The sequence below is a fragment of the Gaoshiqia sp. US2 genome, assembly GCF_059705485.1.
Genome location: NZ_AP048550.1, coordinates 3,814,184 through 3,828,135 on the forward strand (window position 1 = coordinate 3,814,184; position 13,952 = coordinate 3,828,135).

Annotated in this window: 11 protein-coding genes; all 11 read left to right on the forward strand. The window is 39.6% G+C overall.

Annotation, left to right across the window (positions count from 1 at the left end):
• Nucleotide 1: 1 nt before the first annotated feature.
• The 11 genes from AC6H3C_RS15255 (at nt 2) to AC6H3C_RS15305 (ending at nt 13,793) form a co-directional block, all read left to right on the forward strand.
• Nucleotides 2-1,051 (forward strand): glycoside hydrolase family protein, encoded by a 1,050-nt coding sequence (locus tag AC6H3C_RS15255; protein WP_497516266.1) that lies wholly within the window; start codon nt 2-4, stop codon nt 1,049-1,051.
• Nucleotides 1,052-1,399: 348 nt separating this feature from the next.
• The gene (locus AC6H3C_RS15260; protein ID WP_497516267.1) at nt 1,400-2,401 is read left to right on the forward strand and encodes a LacI family DNA-binding transcriptional regulator; all 1,002 of its coding nucleotides are present in this window, start codon (nt 1,400-1,402) and stop codon (nt 2,399-2,401) included.
• A 243-nt stretch (nt 2,402-2,644) separates the two neighbouring features.
• On the forward strand, nt 2,645-4,678 hold the full coding sequence (locus AC6H3C_RS15265) for a DUF2961 domain-containing protein (protein WP_497516268.1): 2,034 nt from the start codon (nt 2,645-2,647) through the stop codon (nt 4,676-4,678).
• Between the two features lie 32 nt (nt 4,679-4,710).
• A complete protein-coding gene (locus AC6H3C_RS15270; protein ID WP_497516269.1) occupies nt 4,711-6,576 on the forward strand; it encodes a right-handed parallel beta-helix repeat-containing protein in 1,866 nt (621 codons plus the stop codon).
• Nucleotides 6,577-6,612: 36 nt separating this feature from the next.
• On the forward strand, nt 6,613-7,569 hold the full coding sequence (locus tag AC6H3C_RS15275) for an aldo/keto reductase (protein WP_497516270.1): 957 nt from the start codon (nt 6,613-6,615) through the stop codon (nt 7,567-7,569).
• Nucleotides 7,566-8,582: a zinc-binding alcohol dehydrogenase family protein gene (locus AC6H3C_RS15280; RefSeq protein ID WP_497516271.1), complete on the forward strand. Its 1,017-nt coding sequence runs from the start codon at nt 7,566-7,568 to the stop codon at nt 8,580-8,582. Before AC6H3C_RS15275 ends, AC6H3C_RS15280 begins: the two co-directional genes overlap by 4 nt.
• A 9-nt stretch (nt 8,583-8,591) precedes the next feature.
• Nucleotides 8,592-9,419, forward strand: a complete 828-nt coding sequence (locus AC6H3C_RS15285) for a TIM barrel protein (RefSeq protein WP_497516272.1) — start codon at nt 8,592-8,594, stop codon at nt 9,417-9,419.
• A complete protein-coding gene (locus tag AC6H3C_RS15290) occupies nt 9,409-9,801 on the forward strand; it encodes an L-rhamnose mutarotase (RefSeq protein WP_497516273.1) in 393 nt (130 codons plus the stop codon). The genes AC6H3C_RS15285 and AC6H3C_RS15290 overlap by 11 nt, the downstream gene beginning before the upstream one ends.
• Complete coding sequence (locus AC6H3C_RS15295; RefSeq protein ID WP_497516274.1) at nt 9,798-10,643, forward strand: amidohydrolase family protein; 846 nt, start codon at nt 9,798-9,800, stop codon at nt 10,641-10,643. The genes AC6H3C_RS15290 and AC6H3C_RS15295 overlap by 4 nt, the downstream gene beginning before the upstream one ends.
• A gap of 10 nt (nt 10,644-10,653) precedes the next feature.
• The gene (locus AC6H3C_RS15300; protein ID WP_497516275.1) at nt 10,654-12,045 is read left to right on the forward strand and encodes a sugar porter family MFS transporter; all 1,392 of its coding nucleotides are present in this window, start codon (nt 10,654-10,656) and stop codon (nt 12,043-12,045) included.
• Nucleotides 12,046-12,356: 311 nt separating this feature from the next.
• Nucleotides 12,357-13,793: an endo-1,4-beta-xylanase gene (locus AC6H3C_RS15305; RefSeq protein ID WP_497516276.1), complete on the forward strand. Its 1,437-nt coding sequence runs from the start codon at nt 12,357-12,359 to the stop codon at nt 13,791-13,793.
• The last annotated feature ends 159 nt before the right edge of the window (nt 13,794-13,952 follow it).

Here is a 13,952-nt window from a genome sequence, read left to right on the forward strand (position 1 = left end):
AATGAAAGCTAAATTTATAATTTTATTAATGAGTATTTTGTATACGGTAACTTTATGGGGGCAAGCTCCAAAAAGTTTTGCGGAAAGATTAGAACCCGTCGGAAAAATTTTAGATATATCTGATCAAGGATATGTTACCTGGAGCATGGCTCCCATATATGGTCCAGATGGTAAAGTCCATGTTTTTTTTACCAAGATACCTAATTCAGATGGGAATTGGATGAAGAATCACAAAACAATGGGTCATATTGGACATGCCGTAGCTGATAAACCTGAAGGTCCTTATACTATTCTGGAAGATATTCCTTATAAAGGGAGGAAAGGACCAGGGCATTGGGATGGTAATGGTGTTCCGGGGCCTCGGATTTACAAAATTGACAACAAATATCTGTTATTTTTTACCGCTTATGAAGTTCCGTGGCCATTAGAAAAGATGAAAGAGCATATCGGTTTTTTAATCTCTGACGATTTGAAAAACTGGAGACTGGCAAATCATGAACAGCCTGTATTATCTCCGGACACCACGTCAAATGATGCCTGGGACAAGATGATAGTTAATAACGCTTCTTTCGTTAAGAATCCTGTCAATAATCAATTTTGGTTGTATTACCGAGGAATGAAATCCTTGAATCAATGGAATATAGGACTGGCAATATCAGATACATTGGAAGCTACTTACATTCGACATTGTGAAAATCCGATTATTAGCGTTTCGAAAATGAACGACAGATTCCATATAAAGAAAAATTTTGTAGGGTTCGAAGATCCTGTTGTCTGGTATGAAAACGGTCGTTTCTGTATGCTTGTTAAAGATGGTGGTTATCTGGATGCACCTGGTGGGTGCTATATGGAATCAAAGGATGGCATTCAATGGAGTGAACCGGTACGCGGCTGGTATTCTCCGAGTTTTTATTTGAAGGAAGAAGGATCGAAACTAGAATCCCCACAACTACTCTTAAATGATCGTGGTGAGCCGGAATACATATTTTTTAACAGGTATATAGAAAAAAATCAAAAATCATCCGGTTTTGTATTTAAAGTGAGAAAATAGTTGGTGGCTTTGGATAAAACAAAAACTGTTTCTGTTTATAGGTCCATCAAAAAATAAAATACTATGTAATGTATTACAAATATAGTCTACTATAGTAGTTCCCAAAACTAAGAATTGAACCTAAGGATTTACAAGTAACTGAAACAATAAATGGCAGATTTTTTAATAAAATGATATGCTGTGTAACATTTGTAATTGTAAAATATGCACACGTGAGTATTGTATATTTGCTTCGAAATTATTTTGATGAACTACCCGTTTGGGGTATAGATGCTGTGATATGATTCAAAAATTTAGTTCATGGATAATTGACATTTGCAATCAACTGACGACTTGTAATTTTAATAAATGAAGAATATTTCAATAAAAGATATTGCTCGGGAACTTGGGATCCATCATACTACAGTTTCTCGTGCTTTGCGCGAGAGCAATTCCGTAAAAAAAGAAACCAGAGAGAAAATTTTGGAAAAGGTAAATGAGATGGGATACAGACCCAACCGTTTAGCACAAGAATTTCGAAATAAACGGAGTAATACTATCGCAATAATTGTTCCGGTAATACCGCACTCCTTTTTTTCAAATTTTATTGCTGATTTTTCCCAGAAGGCCAACGTTTCTGGCTTTTCAGTAATGGTATTCCAGTCTAACGGTAATTTAAAAACTGAGAAGGGTATTATAGATACCTTATTAAGTTACAGAGTTTCTGGAGTAGTAGCTTCCGTATCTCATGAAACTAAGAGCGGAAAGCAATTTGAGTTGCTTAAAAATGCAAAGATTCCCCATGTATTTTTTGACCGTACTCCCGAAAATTATAAAGCATCTCATGTTATACTTGATAATTTTCACGCAGCTTATGATGCAGTAAAAATATTGATTGTTTCGGGGAAGAAACGTATCGCTTTTATCTCTACGCCTGACCAAGTTAATGTTTTCGACGATCGTTTTTTGGGTTATAAAAAAGCTTTGGAAGATAATAATCTACCTTTTGATGACCAGTTAGTTATCCGTAAGGGTTTGTCAATGAATGACGGATATTGTGCTGCTCAAAGGATGTTAGAACTATCGGAAAAACCTGATGCTGTTTTTGCCATTAGAGATGAATTAGCCATTGGTGCAATCAAATTTATAAAAAAGAGTGGTCTGCATGTTCCGGGTGATATTTCTGTAATCGGGTTTGACAATGATCCAATGGGTATAGCGTGTGAGCCTGAATTAACTACTGTGAGCCAGTTAATACCTCAAATGGCATCAGTAGCCTTTGATTTGTTGTCGAGGCAAATAAATAGTGATGTCCAGGAGGAGGAACAGCGGATTTTAAGAGCTGAAATAATTATACGCGCTTCTAGTTAAATTTTTTTTATTGAAATTGCTCACGTGAGCAATTTATTGATATTTACAAAAACTAAAATGACTAGATGATTGACTTAGGATGATAATTTAAAACGAAAATTAAACGGACTCTAGTTTCTCTTGAATTACGGTTGCTGAGTCATCTTATAATTTCATTTGGTTGGATCCAGGTGAGACCCATGAAGTTGAGGTAAACTTAATGGATGGATTACAACTTAATGCACGGAATATAAATTTTTAAGAATGAGAAAACTAACTTTCTATTTTTTCTTTTTGGCTTTTGCCGTAAATATTGCTTCTATCCGAAGTCAGGAGCCTATTGGAATTGAACAGCTTGGGTCAATTAAATGGTTGCCATTCAGAGCGGATTTAATAAAAGTTGGCTATGAAGGAAGCATTGATAAAAAAGGGGATAATGCAGATTGGGCTTGGGATTTGTACCAGGATAAGAATAATGAATGGGTAATTTTTGATATTGATGGTCCCGGCTGCATTTATAATTTTGTGGTACATCATGATCTTGCAGTATCCGACCCGATTTATCGTTTTTATTTTGACGGAAGCAAAAAGCCGGCCTTCGAGATAAGGCACTCCGAATTCGGGAGCAAATACCCTTTTATAGAACCATTAGCTGCAAGATATGACCCGAAAGAGCGATTTCCTCTATTTGCGATTGTCAGAAGTTTCTGTCCCATGCCTTTTAAAAAGTCATGCAAGGTAACTTCCTCTGAACACTTGTACGATAATGCCGGAGATAAAGGTGGCGGTGGTTGGGGGCACATTATGTACCATGCCTATCCTACAGGCAATAGTGTTGAAACTTTTAACAGTAAAGAAAGTTATCAACCGATTTTTGATCTTTGGAATAACGTTGGAGATGATCCTAAAAGTACAATTGGTAATTATGTAGAAAAAGGCACTACGTCGCTTAATAAAGGGGATTCAACAATTATCTATCAAAAATCCGGTTCAGGGTATTTGGCTTCAATAAAGTTACATATCCCTGAAGAACCTATGAAACTTCTTACCGATTTATGGATAAGGATTAAATGGGAGGGGGAAACAAGTTACGCTGTAAACTGTCCAATCGGGGCGTTTTTTGGGAACGAGCTAGGATTTAATGACATAAAGTACATTACCCATGGCATGAAAACAGAAGGCAGTTTCTATTCTTATTTTCCAATGCCATTTTGGCAATCAGCGCAGATTGAATTGTTAAACAAAAGCACAAAAGCTATTTCCCGGTTATCTTATGAGATCGCCTATAATGCTGATAATGAAAAGTTTTATCAAAAAGGTCCTTCCATGCATTTCAGGGCTTCGGCTTACCAGCCGCCTGAAAAAAAAGAGAGTATGCGGGATTCACATATTGCTACCATTACAGGGCATGGTCACATAGTCTCCGGCACCGTTACCGGATGGGAAAAAACTTTTTGCGAAGGAGATATCCGGGTTCTAATAGATGGAGCCTCGACGCCAAAAGTTGAAAGCGATGGGTCCGAAAGCTGGTCATGTTATGGATGGGGGTTTATTAATCCGCCAAAAAATAACCCTGTTTCTGGGTTTGACGGTAAAGGGAATAGTCAATGGTCTATGACAAGAGTCTGTGTAGGTGATTTTTATCCATTTCATACAAATTTGCGTTTTTCTGTTGAAGGAGGAAGTGGAGGGCATTCGGGCGAAGACATTCGAAGCGGAATTGTCTTTTACTACGGTGAACCGGAACCATCAATGATCCTGACTGATTTTATTGATGTGGGTGATATTACTTCGGAAAAGGTAAACAACTATAACGCTCCAGAATCGGCAATTGATTCGCTTAAGTCACTTTATGAAGGAGAATTTGATCAAATACCTGTTGCTGATGAAGGTCGTAAGCTGATGGATGAAAGCCGTTTTAAATTAAAAATATCGCCACAAAACAAAGGTATAATACTACGTAGACGTTCTGATCAGGGATTAGGCAGACAGCGAGCGAAATTATTTATTGATGGTATCCAGGTTAAAGAAAGAGACTGGTATTTTTCCGACCATAATACCTACAAACGCTGGTTGGATGATGAGTTTATAATTCCTGAAAAATATACCAGAGGCAAATCGAATATTGAGATTAAAATAGAACCACAAACAGTCAATTTAGAAAAGAACTGGAACGAGTATTTTTATTGGGGTTACAGCCTAATGGATGATTCCAAGCAAATAAAGATGGATGATATTGTTCTTCCATCAAAAGCTACTCCTGTTCATTTACGAGATCGCCACTTCCCGGTTAAATAAAGCAGACTTTATTAAACTCAAAATAATCTCTTATGAATAAATATATTTTGCTGATTATTAGCGTCTTTCTCTTCTTGATTTCTGCCTTTGGAAAATCTTACCACGTATCGCTGAAGGGGAATGATGTCAATACAGGTACGTTAAAGTCTCCTTTCCATTCAATTCAGAAAGCAGCCGACATTATGCAGGACGGGGATACCTGTTATATTCATGCCGGGACTTATTACGAATCGGTACGTCCTGTTAGTTCGGGTGTAGAAGCCAGACCAATTGTGTTTACGGCATATCATAATGATGAAGTCATTGTCCACGGTGGCAGGATAGTAAATAACTGGACAAAATACAAGGAAAATATTTATAAAGCCACTATACCAGACACCGTAAAAGACCTGTTTGTTAATAGACAGTACATGCTGTTAGCCCGTCATCCAAACATGCCTTACGATCCTTCGAAGGGTTTTGATATGCTTCATCCTGCACTCGGAACAGCCAATCCACCTGCCAATATCGACTGGACAAACGTTACTGTTATTCAAAGTGATAAGCATGGTTGGAGGAATCGCATATGGAATCAGGATACTTATTTGGAATTGCCTGACAGCATTGACCGGGGCGGTTGGTTGATGGGTATTCCCGGGTTACTGGATTCTGAAGGGGAATGGTACTGGAAAGATGGTGTTCTTTATCTCTGGTTGCCAAAGGGAAAGAAACCTGAAAGTCTTCTTGTGGAAGCCAAGGTAAGAGATTGCGGTTTCGACCTGTCCGGGCGGAACAATATCATTTTGAATAAGCTCACAGTATTCGGCTCAACGATAAATATGTACGGGGCCAGCCATTGCATGATGGATGGATGCAAAGCTTTTTACGTAGGTTCAATGTTTAAAAATTCAAAATTTTTTATCAGCGGATTCTGGTCTCCCATGTCTGCTGACATCACAGGCAAGGGAATACTCATGGGCGGTTCTTCCAACACTATTCAGAATTGCGAGATTGCTCATTCATGGGGTAACTGCGTATCAATTCTTGGATCGAATAATACGGTTTTCAACTGTGAAATTTATGATGCCAACTGGCAGGGCGATGAATGTGCGGTGATCCTTATGAACGGTGGGGGGCATATCATAAAGAGAAACAAATTACATGATTCAACTCGTGAAATTGTAATGTTGCAGAATTTAATGACGATGAACCCCGTTCCGGCGGCTCCTTGTCATATTGAATTAAACGAACTCTATAATGCGGGAACTGCAAAAACCGATAACGGAGCGTTCTATACTTTTTGTACGGATGGCAATAGAACTGTTATCGCGTACAACTGGATTCACGATTGTTTTAATGGCTATGATGAAAAATTGCATGGTGGAGCCGGGATTTACCTTGATGATTATTCTAAGAATTACATCGTTCACCATAATGTGATTTGGAATGTTACGAACGGCCCTTGGGCAACCGGGATATTTGCAAATAATCCCAAAAAGGATTACGAAGCTGGCCCTAATAATCACAGAATATATAATAACACGATATGGAATTGCAAAAGGGCTGTTAATTCTCCTGAGAAAGACTGGAATGGATCGGCCGCAAGTAGATTTTGGTCGGAAACGGAGGTTTTTAACAACATCCTTCTCAAGGATATTACATTCGCTAAAGCTGCAGTTAAAAATAATTATTCGGGTACCATTCCCGTGTTTACAGATACCTTGAATCATGATTTTCGCCTCGGGGAAGGATCTCCGTGTATCGATGCCGGAAAGGTTATACCCGGGATAACCGATAGCTTTAAAGGTTCAGCACCGGACATCGGTGCATATGAATACGGGGGTGAGTATTGGTTACCTGGACTTCTTCCTGGCAATAATGATAAAGTCTCAAAAGCCGACAAAACAACACGTAAATAATATACACATTAGTTAAGATTTTAAATAAGAATAGTTATGGAGTATAGAAGATTAGGAAAAACCGATATGAATGTATCGATCCTCAGTTTTGGGGCGTCCCCATTAGGAAATGTATTTGATCAATCGGACGAAAATGAAGGGAAAAGAGCTGTACATTATGCTATTGACCATGGCGTAAACTATTTTGATGTGGCTCCAATGTATGGAACGACTCTTGCTGAATCGCGACTGGGAAAAGCGCTTAAGGGCAACCGGGATAAAGTTTTTCTTGCCACCAAATGTTGCCGGTATAGTGTTGACGATTTCGATTTTTCTTATAACAGGGTGCTGGAAAGTATTGATGAATCGCTGAAAAGATTACAAACAGATTATGTTGATGTGTTGCAGATACATGATATTGAGTTTGGCACAACTCAACAGGTTTTGGAAGAAGCAATTCCTGCTGCTATCAAAGTGAAGGAAATGGGGAAAGCCCGGTATATTGGCATAACTGGCCTGCCTGTCAGGTACCTGGCAAAAGTTGTAAGACAAGTAGATGTGGACACCGTGCTTTCATGGGCTCATTATAACCTTGTTGAAGATGAAATCAACGACGAATTAGTACCATTATCAATAGAAAAAGGTTTTGGGCTGATTAATGCCTCCCCGTTGCTTCAACGACTTCTTTCCGATTCTCCGTTACCTGCCTGGCACCGTTCGCCTCAGTTAGTTAAAGATATTCAGCCGGGATTACTTAAGCTATGCTCAGAATACGGAATTAGTCTGAGCGATGTGGCAAATCGGTACGCACTTGATCATCCTGACATTGCAACCACCATTGTTGGTATGTCAAAACTGAAGAATGTTGAACAGAACGTCAGGGTTTTGGATTTTAAAATACCTGATGGCCTTTTGAAACGAATTGAAGCGATGGTTAAACCGGTAAAAAACAAAATGTGGTTCGAAGGAAATCCTGAAAACAACATTTCAAAACAAAAAATAACCCAACTATGAAAGCATTATTTTTGGTAAAACCGGGAGAAACTGAAATCAGGGAGATTGATATGCCGGTTATTGGGCCTGAGGACGTATTATTGAAAGTGAGTATGGTCGGTTTTTGTGGCGGCGACCTCAATGGGTTCAGGGGGCTATTTGAGTTGCAGGAATACCCGAATATTTTAGGGCACGAAGTAGGCGCTACCATTGAACAAACCGGCGCGAAGGTTCCCGGTGAATTTAAACCGGGGTTGAAAGTAACCTTAAATCCCTATTTGAGTTGCGGGGTATGTTATTCATGTCGTAAAGGACATCCCAATGCTTGTGAGGATAACAAAACAATGGGTGTGAGACGACCCGGAGCGATGACCCGGTATATTGCAGTTCCTTGGAAAATCCTTTATTCATCGGAAAAACTTTCGCTTAAGGAACTTGCCTTGGTTGAACCTTTATCAGTGGGATTTCATGCCGCAGCCAGGGGACATGTTTCATCAAAGGACCGCGTTGCAGTTATTGGCTGCGGAATAGTAGGAATGGGAGCAATAGCTGCTTCGGTCAATCGTGGCGCTGAGGTTATTGCCATTGATATTGACGATTTGAAAATGGAAATTGCAAAAAAAGCCGGAGCAGTTCATACGATTAATACAACTAAAGTCGATTTGCATAAAGCGTTATCTGAAATTACCAATGGAGACGGACCCGATGTTATTATTGAAGCAGTCGGCAATCCGGTGACTTATCGGGCCGCTGTTGATGAAGTGGCATACAAAGGAAGAGTAGTATACATCGGATATGCCAAAAAGCCGGTAAAATATAACACTGGAATTTTTGTAAAAAAGGAGATAGACATTTTGGGATCACGTAATAGTCTTAACGAGTTTCCAGAGGTCATTCGTTATCTGGAATCCGGTAAATTTCCTGTTGACGATGTAGTTACGAAAATTGTCCCGATTGAAGAAGCAGGAAGTGCCTTGTCGAGTTGGTCGGAGAATCCTGGTCCGATTACAAAAATCATTGTCTCATTTGATTAGCAAGAAACCATGATCAAGTCTAGTATTACGATCAATTTAGCCTCACAGGTAGAAACAGGGCCCTGGATTTACCGGGAATCACTGGAGACAAGTGTATTAAAGGCGGGTGAGCTGGGATTTGACGGTGTAGAACTTTTTACAGCCTCAGCAAATTCGGTTGATTCTGATTTGCTGGAGAATTTGTTGCAAAAGACTGGGCTAAAAGTATCCGCAGTAGGAACTGGTGCTGGTAAAGTGCTGCATGGACTGACTCTTACCAATCCTGATTCGGAGATAAGAAGACAGGCACAGTCCTTTATTCGGGATATGATTTCTTTTGGTTCGCGATTTGGAGCTCCGGCGATTATCGGGTCAATGCAAGGAAACTCGGTCTTCGGAATTGATAAGAAACAGGCTCTTGCATGGTTAATTGAGGGACTCAATAGCCTCAGTGAATTTGCCCATGACTATGGTGTCTCGCTAATTTTTGAACCGCTTAACCGATATGAAACCAATCTGGTGAATTGGTTGGAATTTGGAGTAGAAATTATTGGGAAGCTCAATACAAACAATGTGGTCTTACTCGCAGACCTTTTTCACATGAATATCGAAGAAAAATCGATTCCGGATGCCATACTCAATTATGGCTCCCATATTGGATATGTTCACTTTGCGGATAGTAACAGGTGTCCGGTTGGTAACGGGCATATTGAGATGCAGGAAATAGCCAGGGCCTTGAATGAAATTAAATACCAAGGGTATATTTCGGCAGAGGCATTTCCGTATCCTGATGCCGACAGTGCTGCTAAAACAACGATTGAAAACTTCAATAAATATTTCAAGAGAAATGAAGTATAAGAGATATTGCAAAACCATGCTTTTAAAAGACGATCGGGAACTGATCGAAGAATATAAACGGGTACATGCTCTTGGCGCTGCCTGGCCACAAGTGACAAAAGGAGCGAAAGAAGCCGGCATTATCGACCTGGAGATATACATTACAGGGAACCGTCTTTTTATGATCATGGATACTGTCTCCGATTTTAATCACGACCAAGCCATGCTCGAATTGAGCGGAAAGCCAGGGCAGCAGGAATGGGAAACGTTTGTTTCCCGATTTCAGGATACTTCGCCCGATGCTTCTTCCAAGGAAAAATGGCAACTAATGGAACGGATTTTTGAAATGGACCAGATTGCAGAATATGCTTCGGTTGACGGACAACTAAAAGAAAAGAAATGATCATTGATGCACATCAGCATTTTTGGAGCTACCATTCTGATGAATATGAATGGATCCGCGAGGATATGAAGATTCTCCGGAGAGATTTTTTGCCTGCCGGTTTGAAAGTTGAGATTGAAGAGTCAGACGTTGACGGAACGATCGCGATTCAGGCACGGCAATCCATTGATGAAACAAACTGGTTGCTTCAAATGGCTGAAAAGAATGATTTTATTAAAGGTGTGGTTGGTTGGCTTCCGGTTGCAGCCCATGAATTCAAAAGCAAGTTAGAATCAATTGCTAATCAGGACAAGCTGGTAGCCTTACGACACGTTGTCCAGGATGAACCTGATCCTGATTTTTTACTTGGCAAGGAATTTAACAGGGGAATTGATGAGCTAAAATATTTTGGACTGGCTTATGATATTTTAATATACGAGAACCAGCTTCCCGGTACGATTTCGTTTGTAGATCGGCATCCCGGACAGGTATTTATCCTGGATCATATTGCAAAACCAAAAATCGGCAAAAATTTATTAACCCCCTGGAAGGAAAATATCGGGGAGTTGGCCAGAAGGGAAAACGTGTACTGTAAAATAAGCGGTCTGGTTACAGAAGCTGAACCTGGTAGCTGGACAGAAGAACAATTGGCTCCCTATTTTGAAATTTGTCTTGAGTCTTTTGGCGCCAGCCGGCTGATGTTTGGTTCAGACTGGCCCGTTTGCCTGCTGGCCATATCATACAAGGAATGGCTCAAAATTGTAAAAGGGTTCATTTCCAAATTAAGCATTGAAGAACAAAACTGCATTTTACATAAGAACGTAATAAAAGCATATAATCTAAAAATTGAAAAAACAGTTTAAAACACGACGAATGAAATACAATTTTAAATTTTTACTGCTTATCATCTGGGTTGCGGCCATGGGTGGTTTTTTGTTCGGTTATGATTGGGTGGTTATTGGAGGAGCCAAGCCGTTTTATGAACCGTATTTTGATATAACAACGCCGTACATGAAGGGCTGGGGAACCAGTTCTGCCTTGATCGGATGCGTATTTGGGGCCCTGTTTTGTTTCCTGTTCAGCGACAGGTACGGAAGACGTCCTGTGCTTATCCTGTCGGCATTTATGTTCTGTGTCGGAGCATTTGGCACTGCCATGGCAGGTACTTTCACGACGTACAACTTTTTCCGTATTGTTGGGGGATTTGGTATAGGTATAGCATTGAACCAGTCGCCTGTTTATATAGCTGAAATGTCGCCGGCACACTTGCGGGGAAAATTTGTATCTGTTAACCAATTGATGATAAACATCGGGATTTTATTAGCCCAAATTGCGAATTGGCGAATATCGCTGATGGACACTGAAATGCCGGCAAATGCAACTGCAGAAATAATCCGACAAAGCTGGAACGGGCAAATGGGGTGGAGACTGATGTTCGGGATGCAGATCATTCCAGCTACAATCTTCTTTATCTTAATGATTCTGATGCCTGAAAGTGTCCGATGGCTGGTAAAAAACGGACAGGATATCAAGGCAGTGAAAATTCTCGAAAAGATTGGCGGCAAAGATTATGCCGCAGCTGAGATATCATCTATTAAGAATACTATTTCAAAAGATGAAGTCGCAAAAGTACACTTTAGCGAGCTGTTCCGGGGTAAATTATTTAAGATCATTTTACTGGGTATATTTATTACGTTGTTTCAGCAATGGTGTGGAATGAATGTGGTATTCTATTATGCCGCTGATATTTTCAAGGCGGCAGGATTTGATATGAAGCAAATGATGCTGCAAATAGTAGTAATTGGTACGGTTATGGTAATGTCTGTAATTTGTACCATTCTGTTTGTTGATAAAATCGGTCGGAAAACATTAATGTTATTTGGTGCCGGGTCTCTGGCCGTAATTTATATTATTGAGGGATTTTTTTTCCATGTAGGTTATATCGGGCTACCAATAATCATTTTAACATTGGCCAGCGTTGCTTTCTATTCGTTTACCCTTGCTCCTGTCATGTGGGTTATTCTCTCTGAAATCTTCCCAAACCGGATTAGAGGTACGGCCATGTCGGCAGTTGCAGTAATAATGTGGATTGGAAATTTTTCCCTCACGTTTCTATTTCCGATTATCAATGAAAAACTGGGTTGGGCAAAAAATTTCTGGTTATATGCTTTAATCTGTATTGCAGGATTTATAGTTCTGGCGCTTTTCCTTCCGGAAACAAAAGGTAAATCCCTTGAGCAAATTGAGAAACAACTGATTGGTTGATAATATTTTAAAGCAAATATTATCAAATATGCTGCCAAAATGGATCGCATTAATAAGGTTATTGATGATCAATGGAACGATAGATGAGTACTCTAAACCTGAATGGTTGAAGATGCCAAATTTGGTATGTTCATCGCTAGGGGCCTTTACACGAGGAACAGAAAAACGGCTGATGACTAAAGGTAAATGGCGAGGGAATTTACTCAACTATGTCTAATGTAATATCAGAATTTGACATGAGGTACTGCACCCGTTGTATCTTTAAACAATTCTATATTGGCATCAAAGATTCAATAATAAAAAGATATACTATGAATCAAAAACTTTGGATTTTTTTACTGTCTATTTTCACCCTTACTCAGGCGGGTGCAAAAGAGCCGGAATTTAGACTACCACAAAACGAAGTGGATAAAAAAGCCGGAGATAGCGATGTAATGGACGAAGCCTACCGGAAGCTCTGGAATCCGGAACTGCAGGCAGAAATTGACCGGAATATCGAAAAGTATCGAAAAGCCGACGCGTATGTCACATTAAAAGGCGTACTGGAAGGAACTGAGGTAAGAATAGAACAACTGGAACACGATTTTGAGTTCGGTGCAAATATTTTCAATTTTAACCAACTCGGCTCGGCTCAGTTAAATGACAAATACAGAGAATTATTCGGAACACTTTTTAATTCGGCAACCATTCCATTTTACTGGAAAACCTTTGAACCCGAACCTGGGAAACCTCGAAATAAAGCATCTTTTGAAGATACTGAAGAGTACTGGAACCAAAAAAGGGAACCCTGGAAGGAGTATCATTGGAGGCGACCTGCGCCTGAAAAGATTATCGAATACTGTGAATCGAAAAATATTCACATGCACGGACATCCGATTATTTGGGGAAGCAAATGGAACCATCCTGACTGGGTATCTAAAGATTCGAATAAAGTTGATGAAATGGAAAGACTATTTAATAAACGGATTACCGAGATATGTTCATATTATCATGATCGTATTCCAAGTTGGGATATTGTAAATGAAAGCGTTGACCCGGAACCGGGAAAGCCACGATACGGAGTAATCCCCGATGATTACACCTTTAAATCATTTAAGCTGGCAGAAAAAATGTTCCCTGTATCGGTAAAAATGTGTATTAATGACTCCTGGCGCACAGTTTATCCACAGTTTATCCGTGATTTAATTTCTCGGGGTGCAAAGATTGATGTGGTCGGTCTTCAGATGCACATTTTTGATTCACAGTCGTGCCTTGATGTGGCTGACGGGAAAACCGTTTTTCCAAATAATACATCATGGAAACCTCTAGATGTAATTCAATACCTGAAAACATTGGATTCATTGGGGAGACCGGTCCATTTGAGTGAAATAACCATTCCTTCACCCGGGAATGCACCCATTGATAATGATATACAAGCAGTAATTGCTCGGAATATGTATCGTTTATGGTTTTCCTGGCCAGGTATTTATAGAATCACATGGTGGAATTTGATTGATGATTGTGGTGCTCCTGGAGAACCCTCAAAATCAGGATTATTCACCCGAACAATGGAGCCCAAACCCGCATACTATGCTATCGAGAACCTGATAAACCATGAATGGAAAACCAATACGACTGTCCATGCAGGTAAAAACGGATATTTGAAATTTCGTGGTTTTAAAGGTAAATATCGTCTAAAATGGAAGAACAGTGCTGGAGAAGAACAAACTGCAGAGTTCTATTTGAAAAGAGATGGCGACGGATTTTAATCTTTCTCGTAATTTTTTAATTGTTTTTACATTATCTAAGTGAAAATAATCACAAAAAAAAACGGAAATAGGTAATTATGAAATATCTATAAGATAAGAATCGTATCAACCGAAATAGAACAACGACCTTTGAAAAAAAGGCAGTTCAAATGGAACAAG

What these genes read in the sequence shown, in the direction of transcription:
- AC6H3C_RS15255 (WP_497516266.1), top strand. Translation starts at nt 2, where the DNA reads ATGAAAGCTAAATTTATAATTTTATTAATGAGTATTTTGTATACGGTA.
- AC6H3C_RS15260 (WP_497516267.1), top strand. Translation starts at nt 1,400, where the DNA reads ATGAAGAATATTTCAATAAAAGATATTGCTCGGGAACTTGGGATCCAT.
- AC6H3C_RS15265 (WP_497516268.1), top strand. Translation starts at nt 2,645, where the DNA reads ATGAGAAAACTAACTTTCTATTTTTTCTTTTTGGCTTTTGCCGTAAAT.
- AC6H3C_RS15270 (WP_497516269.1), top strand. Translation starts at nt 4,711, where the DNA reads ATGAATAAATATATTTTGCTGATTATTAGCGTCTTTCTCTTCTTGATT.
- AC6H3C_RS15275 (WP_497516270.1), top strand. Translation starts at nt 6,613, where the DNA reads ATGGAGTATAGAAGATTAGGAAAAACCGATATGAATGTATCGATCCTC.
- AC6H3C_RS15280 (WP_497516271.1), top strand. Translation starts at nt 7,566, where the DNA reads ATGAAAGCATTATTTTTGGTAAAACCGGGAGAAACTGAAATCAGGGAG.
- AC6H3C_RS15285 (WP_497516272.1), top strand. Translation starts at nt 8,592, where the DNA reads ATGATCAAGTCTAGTATTACGATCAATTTAGCCTCACAGGTAGAAACA.
- AC6H3C_RS15290 (WP_497516273.1), top strand. Translation starts at nt 9,409, where the DNA reads ATGAAGTATAAGAGATATTGCAAAACCATGCTTTTAAAAGACGATCGG.
- AC6H3C_RS15295 (WP_497516274.1), top strand. Translation starts at nt 9,798, where the DNA reads ATGATCATTGATGCACATCAGCATTTTTGGAGCTACCATTCTGATGAA.
- AC6H3C_RS15300 (WP_497516275.1), top strand. Translation starts at nt 10,654, where the DNA reads ATGAAATACAATTTTAAATTTTTACTGCTTATCATCTGGGTTGCGGCC.
- AC6H3C_RS15305 (WP_497516276.1), top strand. Translation starts at nt 12,357, where the DNA reads ATGAATCAAAAACTTTGGATTTTTTTACTGTCTATTTTCACCCTTACT.